The following is a 23015-nucleotide window of genomic DNA, read 5'->3' as shown; positions in this document are numbered from 1 at the left end:
AAGCCTTTGCTCGGTCAGTTGCTGCAGTTACGACCATGGGGTCACGCAGAGGTTGCGTTGGATTGCTGAATGATTTCATGCCTCCAGCCCCATCGGCAGGCACACCCGGAACAAGGCACCCTCGCCTATCCGGCTTTCGACCTCAATAGTACCGCCATGGGCGGCGACAATCTGCTCGGAAATAAACAGCCCCAGGCCCAGCCCGGCCACGGCATGTTTGTCGGTGACGCGCTCGAACTGCTGGAAAATGCGCTTCTGGTTGTCCTCACTGATGCCGATTCCACGATCGCGCACCTCCACCCGCGCCTCGCCATGCTCGGCGTACACCCGCACATCCACCGGGCTCTTGGCCCCGTAGCGCAAGGCGTTGGTCAGCAGGTTGGACACCACCTGTTCGATCCTGAACTCGTCCCAGTGGCCCTCCACCGGTTGCTCGGCGAGCAGTTGGATCGAAGAGTCGGCCGCTGCCACCTGTGGGGCGAAGTTTTCCAGGAGGTTGCGCACCAGTTGCGTCAGGTCAAACCGCGCCGGGCGAATCGACAACTTGCCGGTGCGAATGCGCGAGACATCGAGCATGTCTTCGATCAGGCGGATCAGGCTCTGGATCTGCCGTTCGTCGCGGTCGACCATGGCATGCATCTTGTCCAGGGTGAACGCACTGGCGTTGTTGCGCGCCAGATGCATCTTGCGCAGTTGGGTTTCCAGAATCAGGCCATTGAGGGGCGTACGCACTTCGTGGGCCACGATAGACATGAAGTCATCGCGCATCCGCACCGCCTGCTCCAATTGCTCCTGGGTGGCCTGCAAGCGCGTCAGCAGGGCTTCCTGTTCGCGGCGGCTGTGCTCCAGGGCTTCGACCTGCAGCTTCATGGCCTTGCTCTGGCGATACAGCTCGACGAACACGTTGACCTTGCTCTTGACCGCGTGAATATCCAGCGGCTTGTGCAGGAAATCCACTGCGCCGCTCTCGTAGCCCTTGAAGGCGTAGTTGAGCTCACGCCCGGCGGCGCTGACAAACACAATGGGAATGTTCTTGGTTTTTTCCGTGCCGCGCATCATCTCGGCCAGCTCGAAGCCGTTCATACCGGGCATCTGCACATCGAGAATAGCCATGGCGAACTCGTGCTCAAGCAGCAGCGACAAGGCCTCGTCGGCACTCAATGCCTTGTAGACCTGGCGGTCCTCGCGCTTGATCAGCGCTTCAAGGGCCAGCAGGTTTTCCGGCAGATCGTCGACGATCAGCAGTTTGGCCTGGACAGTAGTTAACATGGGGAAGATTCCAGGGAAGCCAGCAAATCGCCAATGCGGCTCAAGGTGAGAATATAGTCAGGTGTATGCAGCGCCAGGGCCGCCTTGGGCATCACATCCACCCGCGCCTCCAAAGGGTCCTGGACAACCGTGATGCCGCCCAGCTGCTTGACCTGGGCCAAGCCGCGCCCGCCATCCTGGTTGGCGCCGGTCAGCAGGATCGCCAGCAAATTCGGGCCATAGGCGTCAGCAGCCGATTCAAACAGAAAATCAATGGCCGGGCGCGAGTGATGGACGCGATCCTCCTGGCTCAAGGATAGGCTGCGGTCATGCTCCACCGACAAATGATAGCCAGGCCCGGCAAAATACAGGGTGCCGGGCTGGATCATTTCCTTGTCCCGCGCCTCTACCACCGGTATGTGCAGGCGCCGGTCAAACACTTCGGCCAACTGGCTGCGGCGCTCATCCGGCAGGTGCAGCACCGCGATGATCGGCAGGCTGAACCCTGGCGCCAAGGCAGCAAAAATGCTCAATAACGCCTCGACCCCACCCGCGGATGCGCCGACAACAATGGCTTGGACGCCCGACACAGACGCCGGGCTGGCAGCAGCTTCATTCATGATTTGCGGTAGATCCGTTCTTGCTTGACCAAGGGTTCGAACTGCTTGCTGTAGGCGGAAAAATCCAGGGTTTCCTTGCTGCCCAGCACCAGGAAGCCGCGATGGCACAGCGACTCATGAAACAATCCAAACGCCCGGTCTTGCAACTTTTTATTGAAGTAAATCAGAACGTTACGACATGAAATCAATTGTGTTTCGGAGAACACACTGTCGGTCGCCAGGCTATGGTCGGCAAACGTCACGTTTTCCCGCAGCGTCTTGTCAAAGATCGCGTAATCGTAGGCCGCCGTGTAGTAGTCGGCAAACGATTGAGTGCCACCGGCCTGCTGGTAATTGTGGGTGTAGGCACGCACGCTCTCCAGGGAAAAGATCCCTTGCTTGGCCTTTTCCAGGGAGTTGGGGTTGATATCCGTGGCATAGATGATCGTGCGTTCGAGCAAACCCTCCTCGCGCAGGAGGATGGCCATGGAATACACCTCCTCCCCCGTGCTGCACCCGGCGATCCAGATCTTGATCGATGGGTAGGTCTTGAGCAGGGGCACCACTTCCTGGCGTATCGCCAGAAAGTGCGAGGGGTCGCGAAACATCTCGCTGACCGGGATGGTCAGGAACTGCAGCAATTGCATGAACGCCGTGGGATCGTGCAGCACCCGCTCCTGCAAGGCCGAGATCGTCTTGCAGTCGAACTGGCGCAACGCATGCGCCACACGCCGCTTGACCGAAGCCCCGGAGTAATCACGAAAGTCATAGCTGTACTTGAGGTAGATCGCCTCGATCAACAAGCGCAGTTCAATATCAGTACTTCGATCCACTTAAATGCGTTCCATCTTCGGCAGCCAAACACGGATCAGCGAAAACAACCGATCCAGGTCAATGGGCTTGGCCAGATAATCGTTGGACCCGGCCGCAAGACAGCGCTCCTGGTCGTCCTTCATGGCCTTGGCCGTCACCGCAATGATCGGCAGCTTGCGCCAGCGCGGATCCTGGCGGATCAACGCAGTGGCCTCGTAGCCATCCATCTCCGGCATCATCACGTCCATCAGTACCAGGTCGATGTCCTCGACCTCATTGAGTTTCTCGATGGCTTCACGGCCGTTACGGCCAATCACCACAACCGCCCCCTTGTGCTCCAGGGCACTGGTGAGGGCAAAGATGTTGCGTACATCGTCATCCACCAGCAACACCTTGCGCCCTTCGAAGACCTTGTCGCGGCTGCGGGCGGTCTTGAGCATCTTCTGCCGTTCCTGGGACAACTGGGATTCGACTTTGTGCAAAAAGAGTGTCACTTCGTCCAGCAACCGTTCAGGTGAGCGGGCACCTTTGATGATGATCGAGCGCGAATACTTACGCAGTTCCGCCTCTTCATCCCGGGTGAGGTTGCGCCCGGTGTAGACAATCACTGGCGGGAACGAACAGATATCCTCGGTGGCCATGCGCTTGAGCAACTCGTTGCCAAGCATGTCCGGCAACTTGAGATCGATGATCATGCAGTCGTATACCGTGCTGCGCAGCAGGTCCAGGGCCTCCTGGGCGAAACCGACGGCGGTGATTTCGATGTCTTCGTCGCCGATCAGGCGGGCAATGCTGTCGCGCTGCAAGTCATCGTCTTCCACCAGCAGGATGCGCTTGACCTTCTGCGTCAGCTTGGCCTCCAGGCGCGCAAACACGTCCTTGAGCTCTTCGCGGGTGGTGGGTTTGACGGCATAACCGATGGCGCCCATGTGCATGGCGGCTTCGACGCGGTCTTCGACAGAAATCACATGCACCGGGATATGCCGGGTCTCGGCGTGTTCCTTGAGGCGCTGCAGCACGGTGAGCCCAGAGTGGTCCGGCAGGCGCATATCCAGCAGGATCGCGTCCGGCAGATACTGTTCGGCCAAGGTGTAGCCCTCGTCCGCGCCATGGGCCACCAGGCAGTGATAGCCCAGTTCGTGGGCCAGGTCGAAGAGGATCCGCGCAAAGTTCGGCTCGTCTTCCACCACCAGGATGCAGCGGGTGGTGAACGGGGCTTGCTCGCGGTCGTCGGCAAAGCGCGGGATCAACGCTTCGTCGGCCATGGGCAACGGCGACACCTTGATGGGCGCTACGGGTGCCGGGGCAATCATCGCGGCCTGCGGGCGCTCGATGGCGGGCGCGTCTTCATCGCGTTCAACGTACTGTTCCGGCAGCACCAGGGTAAAGATACTGCCCTGGCCCGGCTCACTGGTGACATTGATATAGCCGCCCAATAGGGTGGCCAGGTCGCGGGAAATGGACAGCCCCAGACCGGTACCGCCGTAACGGCGGTTGGTGGTGCCATCGGCCTGGCGGAAGGCTTCGAAGATGCTTTGCTGCTGGTCCTGGGCGATGCCGATCCCCGAGTCACGCACGGTAAAGGCAATGCCCTCCCCCGGCTGACGGGAAATGGTCAGGCTGACCTGGCCTTTCTCGGTGAACTTGACGGCATTGGACAGCAGGTTCTTGAGGATCTGCTCCAGACGCTGGCGGTCGGTGAACAACATCAGCGGCGCACCGGCCTGCACCTCTATCTGGAAGCCCAGCTTGCGGTCGCTGGCCAACGGCTCGAACATGCCGCGCATGCCCTCTGCCAGGCGCGCCACACTGGTGTTCTCGGGACGCATATCGAGCTTGCCGGCCTCGACCTTGGCAATGTCCAGGATGTCATTGATCAGGTTGAGCAGATCGTTGCCTGCCGAGTAGATCGACTCGGCAAACTTGACCTGTTCGGCGCTGAGGTTTTCATCGGAGTTCTCTGCCAGCAGCTTGGCCAGGATCAGCGAGCTGTTGAGAGGCGTGCGCAACTCGTGGGACATGTTGGCGAGGAACTCGGACTTGTACTTGCTGGAGCGCTCCAACTCATCGGCACGGTCCTCCAACTCGACCTGCACGCGATTGAGCTCGATGTTCTTGCGGTCCATGGCATCGCGCTGGTCGGCGAGGATCTGGCTCTGCTCGGCCAATTGCTCGTTGGTCTGCTCCAACTCGGCCTGCTGGGTCTCCAGGTGGGCCTGGGACTCCTTGAGGATGCGCGACTGCTCTTCCAGCTCCTCGTTGGCGGTCTTGAGTTCTTCTTGCTGCACTTGCAGCTCTTCATTGAGCTGCTGGGTCTCGGCCAGCACTTCCTGCAAACGCTGGCGGTAGCGCGCCGCTTCGATAGAAGTGCCGATATTGCCGGCGATCAGCTCCAGCAGCTCCACATCGCGCTCTTCCAGAGGACGCAGGAAGCCCAGTTCGATGACCCCGTTGACCCGATCATCATCGCTGGTCGGCACCACCAGCACGCTGCGCGGTGCACCATCACCCAGGCCGGAGCTGACCTTGAAGTAGTCCACCGACACATCGTCCAGGCGAATCAAACGGTGTTGCTGGGCGGCCTGGCCGACAATGCCCTCGTCACGGTAAATCGCCTGCTCCTGCTGCTCCTGCTCCCGCGAGAAGCCATACGCAGCCACGCGCTTGAGGCCGCCGTGTTCCTCCCGCACATACAGTGCAGCCACCACCGAGCCCATGTACTGGGCGCAGAATTGCAGGATATTGCGCCCCAGCAGGTTCAACGTCAGTTGGCCCAGCACCTGTTCAGCCAGTTCAGTCTGGCCATTGCGCAGCCACGCTTGTTGTTCCAGGCGTTTGGCGATCTTCAGTTGCGAGGCAAGGTTGGCGCTGTAACTGTCTGAAAGGGCTAATAGATTCTTCCTCCCGACATACGCCAAAAAGCCACTCAGGCCCAGCACGAACAGCAAGTAGATCACCACGCTAAACACCGTGGTGCGAGTCACTTCTGCGTTGCGATCAAGGCGGAACTGCTGCTCCATGGCAATCGCAGCCTCGTACTCCTTGCGAATTTCGTCGGTCAGGCGCTTCCCACGCCCGGCCTTCACCGCGCCGCGGTAATCGCCCTCTTGCCGTTGCATCTCAATCATCGTCTGGGCGTAGTTGTTCCACTCCAGTTGCAGCGACTCCAGGCGCTTGAGTCGGTCCACTTGCTGGGGGTTATCGGCGACCAGGACCTGCAGATTGCGCAGGTCGGAAATGATCCGGGGCTTGGCCACTTCGTAGGGGTCGAGGAAATGCTCGTCGCCAGTAATCAGGAAACCGCGCATGCCGGTTTCCTGGTCGACCGTCAGTTTGGCGGTTTCATTGAGGTTGTTGATCACCCGGTCCGTGTGCTCCACCCACTGGATCACCGACAACAGATAAGTGATCAGGCACACAAAGAACACCGCACTGAGAACCCCCACACCCAGTGGCAATGCCACGTTGCGGCTCAGGAGTTTGCGGAAGCTGTTTTCATCGACTGACGAAGCGGGAGTCATGGGCGTGCCTTGGCCAAGTGCGGAAAAACCGGAAGTTTGCCCCAAACTCGACGACGACGGCTATGTTTATGCCGTATTTCAACGACACACCCAGGACATCAAGCCTGATTATCGGCACAATGCGCGCCCCGTCTGGGGAACTTGCCGGGATCGCCGCGACTCATTAGAAGATGGTCGTTCAACTGTTCAAGACCTGCACCTCAACCATCTGGGAACCCTCACTATGACCGCTGCCTCTACCATCCTTGTAGTCGAAGACGACGCCATCGTGCGCATGCTGATCGTCGATGTACTCGAAGAACTGGAGTTCAAGGTGCTTGAGGCTGAAGACGGCGAAACGGCGCTGGGACTTATAGAAGATGGCGCCAATGTGATCGACCTGATGATGACCGACTTTGGCTTGCCGGGCATAACTGGCAAGGAACTGGCGCAACAGACCCGCACATTGCGCCCGGCCCTGCCCATCTTGCTTGCCAGCGGCTATGCCGAAAACATCGAGTTGCCCCCGGGCGTGCAGATGATTGCCAAGCCGTTCTCCATCGATCAACTGCGCGATAAAGTCAAAGGCATGTTAGCTACCCCTTTGTAGGAACTGGCGTGCCAGCTCCTACATGTGGGATGGGTTATTTGTTTTTGAGCTTGACGTACGACTGATGCAAGTCCATCGCCCAGCCATCCATCACACCCTTCACATCCGCTGCGGTCATGACTTGGGTGTCGTTTTCCAGGGGTTTGCCGGTGCCTTTGCGCACGACCTGGGCAATCACACGGCCACTGTCGCCATCGAGAAACTGCGCCTCGGTGCCCAGGGTGGTTTCCTGGTCGCGAATCCCGGTGCCGGTGCTGACCGCTGCGGCCACCAGGGCGACCGGAATGAATTCATAGGGCTTGAGGCCTTCAGTCTTGCGACTGACCGCCGTGATCGCCGCCCGCACCACAATCACCCCAGGGCCCGGGCCGTTGGCCAGTGGCAGTGACTTGACCAGCTCACGCTTGAGTGCCTGGTTGTAATACTCGTTGATGCTGCGCAACGTGGCGTCGGGGATTTGCGCCGTGGCCTGGGGCTTGGGGAAGAATTGAGTGGGCTCGATATACACCGAGGTGTAGCGGTTCAGATTCAACTTGGGATCGACCCAGCGCATCACCTCCGCGCCAGACGGCGACTTGGCTTCGCGCAATTGGCTGTAGTCCGAGAGAAAGCCCGAGTATTCGTCCGGCTGGGGGACTTTACTCGCACACCCGGTCACCCCGAGTGAGGCAATACATAGCGTGCTGATCATTAGCCCTAGCTTCATGGTGCGACTCCTTGGTGTTTATCGTCGAAACGTGAAGTTACAGGTATAGCCAACTCTTGGAAAATAACCTGCCTTCAGCCCCCAAGTGCGGGTTAGTTCGCAGCTTCGATTTGCCCCGCAGTGGGGCGCTCCTGCTCAACATCAACGCCGGCGAAACAGCGGCCGCGGCTCAATCACCGAGCGGCCATAGCTCACACTCATGCCCGCCAGCCCCTTGAGCGCGTCAGCCGCCGATTTGTCCTCACGCACGGCAAACCCATCAAACCCGCACTGGCGCATATGGCTGAGCTGATCGCGCAGCACATCCCCCACCGCCCGCAACTCGCCCTGCCAGCCCATGCGCGTGCGCAGCAGGTAGGCCTGGCTGTAGGCGCGACCATCGCGAAAGCTGGGGAAATCCAGGGCAATCAGCGGCAATACCTCCAACCACGGCTGCAAGTGTTCCACTTCATCATCCGGGCCGAGCCACACTGCGTCGTGCGGCGGGTCTGGCGCAATGCGCCGGCTCAGCCACAGGGCCAATGGCAGGATCAGGGCGCCCTCGGGCAGCGGTGCTTCGGCGTCGCGCACCAACGTCCAGGGGTCATCGAGTTTGATTGCGGCCACCCCCTGTTCCAGGCTCAACAGATTGTTCATGCCGGTTGCACCATGGCGCCATACACCCGCTCCTTGAACGGTTCCAGGCCGATACGTTGCACGGTGTCGATAAAGGGTTCGTCGCTTTCCCGGTAGCGAACGTAGGTGGCGATCAGGCGTGAAATCACATCAGGCACTTGTGCAGCGCTGAACGCTGGACCTATCACCTTGCCCAACGCGCTGGCCTTGCCCTGGGCGCCCCCCAGGGTGATCTGGTACCACTCGCTGCCATTTTTATCGACTCCCAGGATGCCGATATTGCCGATGTGGTGATGCCCGCAGGCATTGATGCAGCCGGAGATATTCAGGCTGATATCACCCAGGTCATGCAGGTAGTCAAGGTTGTCGAAGCGCTGCTGGATCGCCTGGGCGATGGGGATCGACTTGGCATTGGCCAACGCACAGAAGTCGCCCCCAGGGCAGGCGATGATATCGGTCAGCAAGCCGACATTGGCACTACCCAAACCCTGCGCACAGGCCAGGGACCACAAGGCATGCAGCCGCGCCTTGGGCACATCCGGCAGCACGATATTCTGTTCATGGGCGATGCGGATTTCGCCAAAGCCGAACTGCTCGGCCCACTGGGCCACCGCATCCATCTGCGCAGCGGTCACGTCGCCAGGCGGCGCGGCAATTCCCGGTTTGGTGGACAGCACCACACTGCTATAGCCCGGCACTTTGTGGGGCTGCACATTACGCGTCACCCAACGTGCGAACGCCGGGCTGTCAGCCATCTGCGTGCCATAGTCCAGGTCGGTATCGGGCAGTGCCTGATAGGGCGGTGGCACAAAGGCTGCGGCCACGCGCTGGTACTCGTCCGTGGTCAGTTGCGCCGGGCCGTCGCGCAGGTGCTGCCACTCCTCTTCCACTTCCCGGGAAAACGCCTCGATGCCCAGGGCCTTGACCAGGATCTTGATCCGCGCCTTGTACTTGTTATCGCGTCGGCCATGGCGGTTATACACCCGCAATACCGCCTCGACATAAGACAGCAGGTGCTGCCAGGACAAGCCGTCGCGAATCTGCAACCCGAGGATCGGCGTGCGCCCAAGGCCACCGCCTACCAGCACGCGCAACAGCATCTGGCCGTCGGTATCCGGATAAAGATAGAGACCGATGTCATGCATCATGATCGCCGCCCGGTCCTGGTGTGCCGAACAGATGGCGATCTTGAACTTGCGCGGCAAGAACAGGAATTCGGGGTTGATGGTCGACCACTGCCGCAGGATTTCCGCGAGCGGGCGCGGGTCCAGCAGCTCGTCGGCGGCCACCCCGGCAAAGGCTTCGGTGGTGATGTTGCGCACGCAATTGCCGGAAGTCTGGATCGCATGCATGTCGACTTCGGCCAGGCGCTGCAGGATGTCGGGCACCTGCTGTAGCTCGATCCAGTTGAACTGCATGTTCTGGCGCGTGGTGAAGTGGCCGTAGCCGCGATCGTAATCCCGGGCAATGCTCGCCAGGGTGCGCAACTGCTGTGCACCGAGGGTGCCGTAGGGAATCGCCACACGCAGCATGTACGCATGTTTTTGCAGGTACAGGCCGTTTTGCAGGCGCAGCGGCAGGAACTCTTCTTCGCTCAAGTCGCCAGCGATAAACCGTTCGACCTGATCACGGAATTGCGCCACACGCTCGAATACCAGCGCCCGGTCGTACTCATCGTACCGATACATCTCGCTACCTCATCATGGCTGACCGCGCTCGACGGCAGCGGTTTCTATGGGGGCGACTATGCACCTACAGCTCAAGACGTCACAGATTCAGCTAAAAACTAAAAAACCATATCAGCCATGGAATACCCTATGTTTTCAGGGATGTATTCTGATCCGTATTAATGTAGTTTTTCTGAGCCTGTTTTGTTTTTCATGGATTTACTACAGTGCCCGGGACTTGAAACCGTGGAAGACTGACCATGAGCACAGCATCAACCGGGCAGGCCTATAACTATAAGGTTGTCCGTCAATTCGTCATCGCTACCGTGGTATGGGGCGTTATCGGCATGGCCATGGGGGTGTGGATCGCCTCGCAACTGGTGTGGCCGGACATGAACCTGGACCTGCCCTGGACCACGTTCGGCCGGTTGCGACCGCTGCACACCAGCCTGGTGATTTTCGGCTTTGCCGGCAGCGCGCAATTTGCCGCCAGTTACTACGCGGTACAGCGCACCTGCCAGGTGCGCCTGTACTCCGATTGGCTCGCCGCCTTCACGTTCTGGGGTTGGCAGTCGGTGATCGTGATCATGCTGGTCACCCTGCCCCTGGGCTACACCACCACCAAGGAATACGCCGAGATCGAGTTCTCCGGTGCGGTGTGGATGACCGTGGTGTGGGTGGCCTATGCGATTGTGTTCTTCACCACCGTGGTGCAGCGCAAGACCCAGCACATCTATGTCGGCAACTGGTTCTTCGGCGCGTTTATCGTGGTGATCGCCATGCTGCACGTGGTCAACCACCTGTCGATCCCGGTGGACTGGTTCAAGTCCTATCCAGTGTATTCCGGCGCCACCGACGCCATGGTGCAGTGGTGGTACGGGCATAACGCGGTAGGGTTCTTCCTGACCACCGGGTTCCTGGGGATGATGTATTACTTCGTGCCCAAGCAGGTCGGGCGGCCGGTGTACTCCTATCGCCTGTCCATCGTGCACTTCTGGGCGTTGATCACCCTGTATATCTGGGCCGGCCCCCACCACCTGCACTACACCGCGCTGCCAGACTGGGCGCAGTCGCTGGGCATGGCCATGTCGCTGATCCTGCTGGCACCCAGCTGGGGCGGGATGATCAACGGCATGATGACCCTCTCGGGCGCGTGGCATAAATTGCGCACCGACCCGATCCTGCGGTTCTTGGTGTTGTCGCTGGCGTTCTACGGCATGTCGACCTTCGAAGGGCCGATGATGGCGATCAAGACGGTCAACGCCCTGTCCCACTACACCGACTGGACCATCGGCCACGTACACGCCGGCGCCCTGGGCTGGGTGGCGATGATCACCTTTGGCTCGCTGTACCACATGATCCCCAAAGTCTTCGGCCGCGAGCAGATGTACAGCGTGCCGCTGATCAACCTGCACTTCTGGCTGGCCACCATCGGCACGGTGCTGTACATCGCCTCGATGTGGGTCAACGGCATCACTCAAGGCCTGATGTGGCGGGCGGTCAACGACGATGGCACCCTCACCTACTCCTTCGTCGAAGCGTTGCAGGCCAGCCACCCGGGGTTTGTCGTACGGTTTGCCGGGGGCGTGTTCTTCCTCGGCGGCATGTTGCTGATGGCCTACAACACCTGGCGCACCGTGCGCGTCGCGGACTTGAAGGTGGCGCACCGTGATGCGCAGATCGCCTGATGTGGGAGATCATCCTCAACCTGGCGGCGGTCATCTGCCTATATGGCACCGTGGAATATTGCCTTCGGGACCAGTCGGGGGAAGCCTTGGATGAGGCCAGTCTGATTCCGTTTGCCGACGACCCGGAAGTGGCACGCCGGGTGAAGTTGGCGACGGGCAAACAGGTCAAGGCAGTGGCGCCTGAAGAGGCCAAGCCCGGTTGGGGCAACGTAGAGGTCTGAAGGCCTGAAGGCCTGTTGAGCTTTGTGTGGGAGCGGGCTTGTGTGGGAGCGGGCTTGCCCGCGATGACGGTGTGTCAGTCAAGTATTCCTAACCTGACACACCGCCTTCGCGGGCAAGCCCACTCCCACATAAAGCCCCTCCCCAGCGCCCAGATTTACTTGGGATCAGCCGCGTTCGCGAGGAATCAGGCTCTGCAACTGCAAGGCCAGGAAATTGGCATCGAAGGTGAAGGTATCCGGGTCTTTCAAGCCATTGGTTTTCTTCCATAGCCAGTCGTCAGATCCCGGCAGCAGCACGAGGGAAATGCTGCCGTAGCGGGCCGCCGTCAGCCCAATGACGGACAACGAAATCAAGCCACCCGCCCCCATCACATCCGGTACGAACTCCACCGGTTTGCCAGCAATATGAATGGTCAACTTCTCGGTCTTGAACGTCGAAGTCTCCACCGGCACGCTCGGCCCGGACGCCACATAGGCCTCACGCTGCACCTGCAGTAAACCGTCGCTCTTGACCGGCGCCAGCCATTGCTCGATATGACCGTACAGCTCGGTGATTTTCTGGGTCCAGTGGGCTGACTGCACCTCGAACTGTTGGCGCTTGTGCGCTTCGCTGTCGGCGTAATGACGAAGCATCTCGCCCAGTTGCTGTACATCGTCCATTGCGGTGTTCCTCGGGGACTGCAAACAACGATCATGGCAGATGCAGCCACCGCGCGTATGACTAACGCTCGCGGGTTGAGTAAGGTGTGGCTTTCGCCCAACAGCTTGGAGAGTTTCGCATGCGCACCATCGGCCTTATCGGCGGCATGAGCTGGGAGTCCAGCGCCGAGTACTACCGGATCATCAACCAGCAGGTCCGCGACCGATTGGGGCCATTGCGCTCGGCACAAATGCTGCTGTACAGCGTCGACTTCGGTCCGGTGGAACAAGCCCAGCACGCCGGGCGCTGGGATGACACGGCGCTGATCCTGCAAGACGCCGCACGTCGTCTGCAAGCGGGTGGCGCCGACTGCATCGTGCTGTGTACCAACACCATGCATTTGGTCGCACCGCAGATCGAAGCGGCCGTGTCGGTGCCGTTCCTGCACATTGCCGATGCGGCGGGCGCGGCGGCGGTCAAGGCCGATACCCTGACCGTCGGCCTGCTGGGCACGGCGTTTACCATGGAACAGGACTTTCTCAAGACGCGCCTGGCGGCCCAGGGCTTGAACGTACTGGTGCCCGACGCGCAAGAACGCCGCGCCGTGCACCGGATCATCTATGAAGAGTTGTGCGTCGGGGTCATCAGCGAGGCGTCACGCCAGGTTTACCAACAGGCCATCGCGAACCTCGCGGCCCGTGGCGCCCAGGCGATTATCCTGGGGTGTACCGAGATTGGCCTGTTGATCAAGCCCGAGCACAGCGACCTGCCCTTGCTCGACACCACCGAGCTGCATGCGCAGGCTGCGGTGGCGTTTGCCCTGGGGGATCAGGCGGTCTGACGCAGGCGGGACATGCTCAGGGCATCGACCCATACGCCGTCACGCACGGCGTAATCGCGCAACCGGCCTTCGGTCTCGAAACCAAACTTGCGGTACAGCGCCTGGGCCGGCTCATTGTCGACATACACCGTCAGCTCCACCCGGTGCAGGTTCATCCAGTTGTCAGCCACCTCCAGCGCCGCACCCAATAACTGGCTGCCCACCCCCTGGCCCTGCCAGGCCACTGCCACCCCCATGCCGATGCTGCCGACATGGCTCTGGCGACTGCGCGCATATTGCTCCAGGGTGCAACTGCCAATCACCTCGCCTGCGTGCACCGCCACCAGCCTGAGCAGTCGCTCATTGGTATCGGCCAGGCGCTTGCGCCAGATTTCCAGTGACTGGAAAGGCATCTGCAGCACCTGACGGCACACGGCCGGGTCGTTGTAGAGCGCCTGCATGCCTTCGAGATGGCTTTCGGCAAAGCGCTGGATCACGATCTTGCTGTCGGGTACAGGCATTGTGTTTCATCCTTTGAAAGACAAGTGGCCGATCAGTGTAGGGGGCAGCGACAAGCGCTGTCATCCGCGACTGCGTTGTGCACCCAGCCGCCACACCCGTGCAATATCCGCCGCCCGTTCACGCAACAGCCTCGGCGCTTCGCTGCAGGCCTGCTCCAGGCTCATCGGCCCACCTGGCAAGGCGAACGCGGCGTCGACGCCATGGGCGTACATTTGCTCGTAGCCCTCGCCCAGCGTCCCGGCGATCACAATCACGGGAACGCCGTGCTGCTTGGCCACCCGTGCCACGCCAAACGGGGTTTTGCCGCGCAGGGTCTGGGCGTCGAAGCGGCCTTCGCCGGTGATGACCAGGTCGGCGCCGCTTACCGCATCTTCCAGGCCCACCAATTCGGCGACCACGTCCACACCTGCGCGAAACTGCGCACCGAGGAAGGCTTTGGCAGCAAAGCCCAGGCCCCCCGCGGCGCCGCTGCCCGGCTCGTCGCGCACGTCCCGGGGCAACACCTCGGCGCAGTGGTCGGCGAAGTGTCCCAGGGCCTGGTCCAGTTGCTCGACATGGCGTGCAGTGGCGCCTTTTTGCGGGCCGAAAATCGCCGAGGCGCCGTGGGGGCCGCACAGGGGGTTGTTGACGTCAGCGGCGATCTCGAAGCGCACCTGGGCCAGCCGCGAATCCATCGATTCAAGATTGATGCGAGCCAACTGCGCCAGGGCCAGGCCGCCGCGCGCCAGCGTTGCGCCTTGGGCGTCGAGCAGTTGCACGCCAAGGGCCTGCATGGCACCGGCGCCGCCGTCATTGGTGGCGCTGCCGCCAATCGCCAGGATGATCCGCTGGGCCCCGGCATCCAGGGCGGCGCGGATCAGCTCACCAGTGCCGAAGGTGCTGCTGGAACAGGCATCGCGCTGCCCCGGCGGGACCAGTTGCAAGCCGCTGGCTTCGGCCATCTCGATGATTGCCGTGGCACTCTCGGCCAACCAGCCCCAGCGGGCCTCAACGGTCCCGCCCAACGGGCCTTGCACGGTGCAACTGCGCAATTGGCCATGGCAGGCGGCGAGTACCGACTCCACCGTGCCCTCACCACCGTCCGCCATCGGGCACTTGATCAGCTCCGCATCGGGCCAGACCTGGGCCAACCCTTGGGCAATGGCCTGGGCTACGCCTTCGGCACTCAGGCTGTCCTTGAACGAGTCGGGGGCGATGATGACTTTCATGGGCTTTCTCCGGTTTTTATGACACCCATGCTGCCAGCTGGCACCGGCAATGACGCCTGTCCGATGCACAAGCGTGGCTGGGGTTTATTGTTCATTTGGACAAAACCTGCACAAACCATGGCTAACCTTTGGCCAGTAAGCTTACCTGTGGCCAGGGGGCTTGCTTGTGGCGAGCGGGCTTGCCCCGCGCTGGGCTGCGTAGCAGCCCCAATAAGCCCACCGAGTTTTACCAGGTAGTCCGAGGGTGCAGGGTTTGGGGCTGCTGCGCAGCCCAGCGCGGGGCAAGCCCGCTCGCCACAGACAAGCCACAGCCATATCCATAGCCATATCCATAGCCGCAGCCCAGGATCAGAGGTGCGGGCCTTGGGGCAGCAGTTGCACCCCAAGGTACAGTGCAAGCATGCCATCCAGGGTCAAGGGGTCGACACCACTCAACTCGGCAATGCGTTCCATGCGGTAGCGCAGGCTGTTGCGGTGGATGCCCAAGGCGTCGGCGCAGGCCTGGCTTTGTCCGTCGTGCTCGCACCAACTGCGCAGCGTGGCCTGCAACTGGCCGTTGCTGTCCTTGGCCAGGACCTTGCGCAACGGGTTGAGTAACTCGTCCAGCGCATCGTCGTTGCGATGACGCCAGAGCATCACTGGCAACCGGTAGCGATTGAGGGTCAGCAGGCGCGACTGGGGTAGCACGTCGCGGCCATAGGCGAGCAAGTCCGCCACGCGACGATAACAGCGGCGCAAGCCCGTCAATCCATCGGCCTGACCACCCACGGCTACCCGCAAGACGTTCCAGCCCGAGGCATCGAGCTTTTCCAGCAGGCGCGGGTTGTCGATCGGCACCGTCGCAGGGCGACACCACAGCAACGAAAACTGCGCGGAGCTGACGCACCAGCTGTCCGGGTAACGCGATGCCAGCCAGGCCGCCAGGGTTTCGGCGCTCTGGCCGGGGCCCAGTTCAAACAGATAGGGGGTGCGCGGCAACTGCGGCTTGAGCCCCAGGTGCTGGGCCTCATCCACCAGGCGCGGTGATTCGCCACTGTCGGCCAGCAGCAACGCCAGCAGATCATCACAGCGTTGGCGCCGCCACTGTTGCTCGGCCTGTTGATGGCGTTGGCTGACCAGCATTTCGGCGGTCATGCGCACCAGCTCCGCATAGGTGCGCAGCAGCTGCGGTTCACCACTGATGCCCAGCACTCCGATCAGGCGCTGGTCATGCAGCAACGGCAGGTTGATCCCCGGCGCCACGCCCTTGAGATGCTTGGCGGTCTGGCTGTCGATTTCCACCACGCGACCGTTGGCCAACACCAATTGCGCGCCTTCATGGCGGGTATTGATCCGCTCCGGCTCGCCGCTGCCGAGGATCAGGCCCTGGCTGTCCATGACGTTGACGTTATAGGGCAAAATGGCCATCGTGCGATTGACGATATCCTGCGCCAGGTCATGATCGAGTTCGAACATGGGGCTAAATTCCTTGAAAGCGCTGCATTAAGCGATTGTTCAAAGGCACAGCGCAATGGATCGATCGCTGTGCGGGGGCACAAAGACACGGCACCGTCCCGTGACCGAGACTCTTGGGGCGATCAACGTTACCCTCGCATCGCGAAAAATCATAATAAAGAGAGAACGCCATGTCACAGAGCGCCGCCGCTACCCAGGCCAACGATGACGACAAAAACGCCGTCTACAAGCGCATCACCCTGCGCCTGATCCCCTTCATTTTCATCTGCTATCTGTTCAACTACCTTGACCGCGTCAACGTCGGCTTTGCCAAGCTGCAGATGCTCGACGCCTTGAAGTTCAGCGAGACCGTGTACGGCCTCGGTGCCGGGATTTTCTTTATCGGCTACGTGCTGTGCGGCGTACCCAGCAACCTGGCGCTGACCAAGTTCGGGCCACGGCGCTGGATTGCGCTGATGATGATCACCTGGGGCACCCTGTCCACCTGCCTGTTGTTTGTCACCACACCGACGCACTTCTACACCTTGCGCCTGTTTACCGGTGCCGCCGAAGCGGGCTTCTTCCCGGGGGTGGTGCTGTACCTCTCGCAGTGGTTCCCGACCTTCCGCCGTGGGCGGATCATGGCACTGTTCATGTCGGCGATCCCGGTGTCGGGCCTGCTCGGCAGCCCGTTCTCCGGCTGGATCCTCAACCACTTCGCGGCCGGCCAGGGTGGCCTCGCGGGCTGGCAGTGGATGTTCCTGCTGCAAGGTGTGCCGACGGTCATCCTCGGTGCCCTCGCCTACTTCCTGCTCAGCGACAGTTTTGCCAATGCCAAGTGGCTGACCGCCCATGAGCGCGCGGTGCTCGAGGCCGACCTGGCCAACAAGCCCAAGACCACCACAGATTCGCTGCTGGAAGTGTTCAAGAACCCGGCGATCTGGGCGTTTGGCCTGATCTACTTCTGCATTCAGAGCGGCGTGTACGCCATCAACTTCTGGCTGCCGTCGATCATCAAGAACATGGGCTTTAGCGATAACCTGGTAATTGGCTGGCTCAGTGCGATTCCCTACCTGCTGGCGGCGGTGTTCATGCTGGTAGTGGGCCGCTCTGCCGACCTGCGCAAGGAGCGACGTTGGCATTTGGTGGTGCCGATGCTGATGGGCGCTGTCGGCCTGATCATCGCAGTAAACTTCGCCACCACCCCGGCCATTGCCATCCTCGGCCTGACCATCGCCACCATGGGCGCCCTCACCGGCCTGCCGATGTTCTGGCCGGTGCCCACCGCCATGCTCAGCGCCGGCGCAGCAGCGGGAGGCCTGGCGTTGATCAACTCCATGGGCCAGATGGCGGGCTTCCTGAGCCCGTATGTGGTGGGTTTTGTGAAGGATGCCACCGGATCAACCGACCTGGCGTTGTACTTGCTGGCAGCGGTGATTGTCGCGGGTAGCGTGCTGGCGTTGCGCATGACCCGTACCCTGAAGGCCTGACACGCTCAAAAACATGTAGGAGCCGCTTTTTGTGGGAGCGGGCTTGCTCGCGAAGGCGGTGGATCAGTCAACCTATGTATTGACTGAGACACCGCTTTCGCGAGCAAGCCCGCTCCCACATTTGGTTCGGTGTTTACAGCAGGCCGCCGCTGTCGAGGCCGGTGATATCTGTGCCGAGTTGCTCGGCGAATGATCTAACCTCATAACCAAAACCGCTCTAGTACGGGCTCCTCAGTACTGTTCAAAATCGAACAGTGGTTCAACACAGGTGTCGTTTTTTGGCATAAGCGAACCGCTGATTAAAACCAAATACCCCACAAAAACCCGCTTTGGCTCTTGGCATGCTTTCTGCTCTATCCCTGCCAGAGATTGACTATACGAATAGAAACTCGCCTCCACTCGTAGCCAATCACAGGGAATGCACAATTGAAGTTGATCTCAAGGCCTCTGCCTCAACTCTCCTCCAGCTCGTTTAAAACCGTCAGTGCCCTGACCTTGATCCTCGCCTCCCAATGGGCCCACGCCGAGGATTCGCGCCTGCAGACCGTAACGGTGCAGGCGAGCAAGGTCACCGCCAGCGAAGAAGCCCAGCTCAAGCTCGACGAGGTGGCCGGCGGCGTCAGCCTGGTCAAGGCCGCCGATGTCGAACGCGGCCGCTCGGCGACCCTGGAAGACACCCTCGCCTATCAGCCCGGCGTGTACGCGCAGTCGGCGGGCGGCAACGATGCCATCAAGATTTCCATACGCGGCTCCGGGGCCAATACCTCCCCTGGGTACTTTCGCGAAGGCACCAAGTTCCTGTTCGATGGCCTGGCCCTGACCGGCTCCGGCGGCACGCCTTATGAGCTGCTGGAAACCCAGGGCTTGGACTACACCGAAGTACTGCGCGGGGCCAATGCCTTCCAGTACGGCGCGCTGTCGCTGGGTGGCGCGATCAATATGGTGACCCACTCTGGCCTGACTGCACCGGGCAATCACGCACGCTTGGAGGCCGGCAGCTTTGGCTGGCGCAAGCAGCAACTGAGCACCGGCGGCGTGGTGGGCAATGGTGACTACTACGTCAGCCTGAGCAACTCCGCACGCGACGGTTACCAGGACTGGACCTTCACCAAGGCCAAGGGCGTGGTCACCAACTTCGGCTACCGCTTCAACCCCAAGCTGGAGACCCGGCTGTTCGTACGCTACCGCGAGGAATACCACGAAAGCTCCGGCACCCTGACCAAGGCCCAGCTCAAGCACAACTCGTCGCGAACCAACCCGGTGGCCCTGGCCAGCCGCGATGATTCGACCAAGCGCGGGTCGACCTGGGTCGGCAGCAAGACCACCTATACCTTCGACGATGACGCGACCCTGGATTTTGGCCTGGTCTATCACAACTATCCGCAGGTGCTGTACCGCAAGAGCACGGTCAACCCCAACTACTGGGACTGGCGCGACCTGAACCTGTCGCTGACCTACAACCGCAGCGACCAGATCCAGGGCCATACCAGCAATACGTCCCTGAGCCTGACCAGCACCCAGCACCTGCAGGCCGGGGTCAAGACCTACAATGGCAACCCCGCCTCCAGCACCTACGGCGCCCTGCAGAAACAGACGCGCTACACCGGCTCGTTCGACCGCGTGTTTGCCGCCGGCAACGACCTGCAACTGACCGATCGCCTGTGGTTGTCCACCGGGCTGTCGCTGAGCCAGATCAAGCGCGATATCGAAGTGCTTTACTCGGACCGCGCCAATACGTCGCCCTACCCTGACCACTACGACTACGACAGTTGGAACGTCGCGCCGCGCCTGGGCTTGCGCTATGAAATCACGCCCAACTTCCAGGTGTTCGGCAACGTCAGCCGCTCCATCGACCCGCCCAGCAGTTGGTCGTCTTCAGGCTCTGGGGTGGCCAGCAACTACGCCAAGACCCTCACCGAGCAGAAGGCCAATACCGTTGAGTTTGGCGTGCGCGGCAAAGCCGGGATTTTCGACGGCAGCCTGGCGGTGTACCGCTCGTGGATCAAGGATGAACTGCTCACCGTCGAGGTGATTCCAGCCACCAACACCACCGCGGCGGTCAACTCCACCTCCAACGCCAGCCCGACCATCCACCAGGGCGTCGAAGCCGGCCTGGATACCGAGCTGTGGCACAGCGCGCGCGGCGAAACAGTCAGCCTGCGCCAGGCCTACACCCTCAATGACTTCTACTACCGCAACGACGCACGCTTTGGCTCCAACGAGCTGCCGGGGCTGCCCAAGCACGTGTACCAGGCCGAGCTGCAATACCGCCATCCCGACGGGTTCTATGCCGGGGTCAATGTGCGCTCGGTATCGAGTACCGCCGTGGACTACGCCAACACCCTGTATGCGCCCTCCTACACGATCTTCGGCGCCAAGCTGGGGTACGAAGCCCCAAGCAAGAAATGGCAGGTGTACCTGGACGTGAAAAACCTCACCGACCAGAACTACGTTACTGCCATCCAGCCGATCTACGACGCCCAGGGCAAGGACGTTGCCGCGCTGTATCCAGGGGACGGCTTTGGTGCCTTCACCGGTGTGGCGTTCAACTTCTAAGGTGGGAGCTTTCACGATGCCGATCAATCACTGGAGCAGGTTCGGCCTGCTCCTGGGGTTGCTGCTGGTGAGCGCCTGCTCGCCGGACGCCCCACCGCCCAGCTCGGTGCAGCGGGTGGACGGGCACCTGGACGCCCAGGGCCTGCTCAGCTATGACCCCAGCGACTACCACGAAACCCGCCAGGGCACGCCGGGCGGCACCTTGCGCGTGTCGGCGGCGTTGGATACCGGCACCTTCGATGTGCATTCCAGTTACCACGGCAACGTGCAATGGCTGGCGCGCATCGTCTACGACTGCCTGCTGTATCAGGACGAGAACGGCAAGATTTCGCCCTGGCTCGCCAAGTCCTGGGACGTCTCGCCGGATGGCAAGACCTACACCTTCCACCTGCGTGACGACGTGACCTTCAGCGACGGCGAAAAATTCAATGCCGAGGCGTTGCGGGTCAACCTGGAGCATATGCGCGACCCGGCCACCAAATCACCGCTGGCCGCCGCGTATATCGCGCCCTACGTCGACGGCCGGATCATCGACGACTACACCTTCGAAGCGCACCTGCGCGAACCTTACTCGCCGTTCCTGTATGTGCTGGCGCAGTCCTGGCTGAGCATGGTCTCGCCCAAACAGATCCGTGAAGCGCCCAAGAGTATTGCCGAACACCCCATCGGCTCCGGGCCGTTCGTGCTGCAAAGCTATACCCGCGAACAAGGGGCGACCTTTACCAGGCGCGCCGATTACCACTGGGCCCCACCGGTCACCCGGCACATCGGCCCGGCCTACCTGGACCGTATCGAGCTGAGCATCGTCCCCGAGGCCATGACCCGCTACAGCACCCTGCAATCCAAGCGTTCTGACTTCACCCTGGATGCCCCGGCGCAGAATACGGCGGCAATGCGCGCCTCGCAGAACCTGGTGGTACGCAACCGGATTCGCATGGCCAGCCCTTACCGCAGCCTCACGTTCAACACCCTGCGCTTCCCGTTCGACGATGTACGGGTGCGCAAAGCCGTCGCCCAGGCCATCGACCGTGACGGCCTGGCCTGGATCGCCGGGTTCGGCGAGTTCCTGCCCAAGAGCGATTACCTGGCGGTGAACACGCCGTTCTACGATCCGGCCTACCGCGATGTACTAAAGTACGACGTCGACGCCGCCAACCGCCAACTGGACGAGGCCGGCTGGACCGCGCGCGATGCCGAGGGCTATCGGGTCAAGAATGGCCGGCGCCTGTCGGCGCACTTGCTGGGTTTTGAAAGCCCGCCGTTCCCCAGCAGCGTCGCGGTGGCGGTGCAGGCGGATGCGAAAAAAGTCGGCATGCAATTCATCATTGAAATGATGCCCCTGGCCCAGCTCACCGACCGCCGCACTGCGGGCAACTACGACGCCATCGGCGGTGGCTATTGGCACACCAACACCCCCGACGGCCTGTACATCCTGTACCACAGCGACTCACGGGCCTCGCCCACCAAAAGCGGTAACAACCTCAGCAACCTCAGCGACCCGCGCCTGGACCAACTGCTCAGCGCCGCCCGCCGTTCCCACGACCCGCGAGAACTGCAGGCCCTCTACAGCGCCGCGCAACAACGCCTGACCGAAGTGGTGCCAGCGGTGCCGGACTTCGAGAGCCAGGTGCTGATTGCCTATCGCACGGCGGTCAAGGGGCTGATCTTCGACACCGTGCACAACACCCCATTCTTTACCAGCGTATGGCTGGACCAGGAGGCACCATGAAACGGCTTGCCGCTCGACTACTGGCCGGCGTGGGCGTGCTGTGGGGCGCGGCCACCCTGACCTTCGTCGCCATTCATTTCAGTGCCGGCGACCCGGTGCTGGCGATTCTCGGCGGGCCGGATGCCATTCCCACCCCGCAGCAACTGGCCCAGGTCCGCGAGGAATACGGCTTCGACCAGCCACTGTGGGTGCAATACGGACGCTACGTGGGCCGCATTGCCCAGGGTGATTTTGGCGAGTCGTACCGCCTGCGCATTCCCGTGACCGAAGCCATCGGCAAGCAGATCGGCGCCACGTTGCAACTGGCCCTGAGCGCTGCACTGTTGGCCATCGGCCTGGCGCTGGCCAGCGCGGTGCTCACCGCCAAGCGCAACCCCTGGGTACGCCGCGTGGCGTCGGCCAGCGAGCTGGTGCTGTCGTCATCGCCGTCGTTCGTGCTGGGGATTTTGCTGTTGCTGGTGTTTTCGTTCCAGTGGCCGGTATTGCCGCCGGCAGGCTCCAACGGCTGGCAAACCCTGATCCTGCCGACCATCGCCCTGGCCCTGCCGATTGCCGGGATGCTCAGCCAGGTGCTGCGCCAGGAACTGGAAGACATCCTCGAACAACCCTTTATCGCCATGGCCCGCGCGCGCGGCCTGTCGCAGACCGCGGTTCGCCTGCGCCATGCACTGCGCCATGCCTTGGTGCCGCTGGTGACCCTGTCCGGGTTCATCTTCGCCAGCCTGCTGGGGGGAGCGGTGGTCACCGAAATGCTGTTCGCCCGCCAGGGTATCGGGCGAATGATGCTCGATGCCGCCGTGGCCAAGGATGCGCCGGTGGTACTGGGGATCACGTTGTTGGCGGCGCTGGTTTATGTGGTGGTGAACCTGTTGGTGGATGTGCTCAACGGGTTGATTGACCCACGGGTTAAACCGCGATGAACACCGAATTTTATGTGGGGGGTTGGCTT

The 23015-nt window shown here is 61.5% G+C and carries 19 protein-coding genes; 8 read left to right on the top strand and 11 right to left on the bottom strand.

Annotated elements, in window-relative coordinates; translation table 11 throughout:
* Nucleotides 1-75: 75 nt before the first annotated feature.
* Genes FIV38_RS15145 through FIV38_RS15130 form a run of 4 tightly spaced genes read right to left on the bottom strand, consistent with a single transcriptional unit; the run spans nt 76 to nt 6181 of the window.
* Nucleotides 76-1269, bottom strand: coding sequence for a hybrid sensor histidine kinase/response regulator (locus tag FIV38_RS15145; protein WP_092236422.1), 1194 nt, complete (start codon nt 1267-1269; stop codon nt 76-78).
* Nucleotides 1263-1868 carry a chemotaxis protein CheB gene (locus tag FIV38_RS15140; protein ID WP_029290492.1) on the bottom strand — a complete coding sequence of 202 codons (606 nt, stop codon included), beginning with the start codon at nt 1866-1868 and terminating at the stop codon, nt 1263-1265. Before FIV38_RS15140 ends, FIV38_RS15145 begins: the two co-directional genes overlap by 7 nt.
* Nucleotides 1865-2680 (bottom strand): CheR family methyltransferase, encoded by an 816-nt coding sequence (locus tag FIV38_RS15135; protein ID WP_029290490.1) that lies wholly within the window; start codon nt 2678-2680, stop codon nt 1865-1867. Before FIV38_RS15135 ends, FIV38_RS15140 begins: the two co-directional genes overlap by 4 nt.
* On the bottom strand, nt 2681-6181 hold the full coding sequence (locus FIV38_RS15130; RefSeq protein ID WP_092236419.1) for a response regulator: 3501 nt from the start codon (nt 6179-6181) through the stop codon (nt 2681-2683). It lies immediately after the preceding gene.
* A gap of 223 nt (nt 6182-6404) precedes the next feature.
* Here FIV38_RS15130 and FIV38_RS15125 point away from each other — a divergent pair, with 223 nt between their 5' ends.
* Entirely contained in the window at nt 6405-6770 is a 366-nt protein-coding gene (locus tag FIV38_RS15125) for a response regulator (protein WP_070996270.1), read from the top strand.
* 34 nt (nt 6771-6804) lie between these two features.
* On the opposite strand, the gene FIV38_RS15120 is transcribed toward FIV38_RS15125, so the two are convergent.
* The 3 genes from FIV38_RS15120 to FIV38_RS15110 all read right to left on the bottom strand — a co-directional run bounded on the left by FIV38_RS15120 (nt 6805) and on the right by FIV38_RS15110 (nt 9779).
* Nucleotides 6805-7476, bottom strand: coding sequence for a DUF3313 domain-containing protein (locus FIV38_RS15120; RefSeq protein WP_092236416.1), 672 nt, complete (start codon nt 7474-7476; stop codon nt 6805-6807).
* A 141-nt stretch (nt 7477-7617) separates the two neighbouring features.
* Nucleotides 7618-8112 carry a DUF934 domain-containing protein gene (locus FIV38_RS15115; RefSeq protein ID WP_029294721.1) on the bottom strand — a complete coding sequence of 165 codons (495 nt, stop codon included), beginning with the start codon at nt 8110-8112 and terminating at the stop codon, nt 7618-7620.
* Nucleotides 8109-9779, bottom strand: coding sequence for a nitrite/sulfite reductase (locus FIV38_RS15110; RefSeq protein ID WP_092236413.1), 1671 nt, complete (start codon nt 9777-9779; stop codon nt 8109-8111). The genes FIV38_RS15115 and FIV38_RS15110 overlap by 4 nt, the downstream gene beginning before the upstream one ends.
* Before the next feature lie 239 nt (nt 9780-10018).
* Here FIV38_RS15110 and ccoN point away from each other — a divergent pair, with 239 nt between their 5' ends.
* Both ccoN and FIV38_RS15100 read left to right on the top strand, forming a co-directional pair.
* Nucleotides 10019-11446, top strand: a complete 1428-nt coding sequence (ccoN, locus tag FIV38_RS15105; protein ID WP_029294717.1) for a cytochrome-c oxidase, cbb3-type subunit I — start codon at nt 10019-10021, stop codon at nt 11444-11446.
* Nucleotides 11446-11667, top strand: coding sequence for a CcoQ/FixQ family Cbb3-type cytochrome c oxidase assembly chaperone (locus FIV38_RS15100; protein WP_092236410.1), 222 nt, complete (start codon nt 11446-11448; stop codon nt 11665-11667). The genes ccoN and FIV38_RS15100 overlap by 1 nt, the downstream gene beginning before the upstream one ends.
* Before the next feature lie 165 nt (nt 11668-11832).
* Here FIV38_RS15100 and FIV38_RS15095 read toward each other — a convergent pair whose 3' ends face one another.
* Nucleotides 11833-12327 carry a hypothetical protein gene (locus FIV38_RS15095; protein ID WP_029294714.1) on the bottom strand — a complete coding sequence of 165 codons (495 nt, stop codon included), beginning with the start codon at nt 12325-12327 and terminating at the stop codon, nt 11833-11835.
* Between the two features lie 119 nt (nt 12328-12446).
* On the opposite strand from FIV38_RS15095, the gene FIV38_RS15090 reads away from it, so the two are divergent.
* On the top strand, nt 12447-13148 hold the full coding sequence (locus FIV38_RS15090) for an aspartate/glutamate racemase family protein (protein ID WP_092236407.1): 702 nt from the start codon (nt 12447-12449) through the stop codon (nt 13146-13148).
* Here FIV38_RS15090 and FIV38_RS15085 read toward each other — a convergent pair.
* The 3 genes from FIV38_RS15085 to FIV38_RS15075 all read right to left on the bottom strand — a co-directional run bounded on the left by FIV38_RS15085 (nt 13136) and on the right by FIV38_RS15075 (nt 16312).
* Complete coding sequence (locus FIV38_RS15085) at nt 13136-13648, bottom strand: GNAT family N-acetyltransferase (RefSeq protein ID WP_092236404.1); 513 nt, start codon at nt 13646-13648, stop codon at nt 13136-13138. The genes FIV38_RS15090 and FIV38_RS15085 overlap by 13 nt on opposite strands.
* Nucleotides 13649-13708: 60 nt before the next feature.
* Nucleotides 13709-14857 carry a glycerate kinase gene (locus FIV38_RS15080; RefSeq protein ID WP_092236401.1) on the bottom strand — a complete coding sequence of 383 codons (1149 nt, stop codon included), beginning with the start codon at nt 14855-14857 and terminating at the stop codon, nt 13709-13711.
* A 348-nt stretch (nt 14858-15205) separates the two neighbouring features.
* Nucleotides 15206-16312: a sugar diacid recognition domain-containing protein gene (locus FIV38_RS15075; protein WP_092236399.1), complete on the bottom strand. Its 1107-nt coding sequence runs from the start codon at nt 16310-16312 to the stop codon at nt 15206-15208.
* 170 nt (nt 16313-16482) lie between these two features.
* Between FIV38_RS15075 and FIV38_RS15070 the strand changes: the two genes are divergently transcribed.
* The 4 genes from FIV38_RS15070 (at nt 16483) to FIV38_RS15050 (ending at nt 22986) form a co-directional block, all read left to right on the top strand.
* Complete coding sequence (locus FIV38_RS15070; protein WP_092236396.1) at nt 16483-17781, top strand: MFS transporter; 1299 nt, start codon at nt 16483-16485, stop codon at nt 17779-17781.
* 426 nt (nt 17782-18207) lie between these two features.
* Nucleotides 18208-20337 (top strand): TonB-dependent receptor family protein, encoded by a 2130-nt coding sequence (locus FIV38_RS15060; RefSeq protein ID WP_235861040.1) that lies wholly within the window; start codon nt 18208-18210, stop codon nt 20335-20337.
* A gap of 16 nt (nt 20338-20353) precedes the next feature.
* Nucleotides 20354-22066 (top strand): ABC transporter substrate-binding protein, encoded by a 1713-nt coding sequence (locus FIV38_RS15055; protein WP_092236393.1) that lies wholly within the window; start codon nt 20354-20356, stop codon nt 22064-22066.
* Nucleotides 22063-22986: an ABC transporter permease gene (locus FIV38_RS15050; protein ID WP_029294693.1), complete on the top strand. Its 924-nt coding sequence runs from the start codon at nt 22063-22065 to the stop codon at nt 22984-22986. Before FIV38_RS15055 ends, FIV38_RS15050 begins: the two co-directional genes overlap by 4 nt.
* Nucleotides 22987-23015 lie beyond the last annotated feature (29 nt).

Source organism: Pseudomonas proteolytica (assembly GCF_007858275.1).
Lineage (GTDB): Bacteria > Pseudomonadota > Gammaproteobacteria > Pseudomonadales > Pseudomonadaceae > Aquipseudomonas > Aquipseudomonas proteolytica.
The sequence above is the reverse complement of the archived record's forward strand: the minus strand, read 5'-3'. Positions and strand labels throughout refer to the sequence as shown.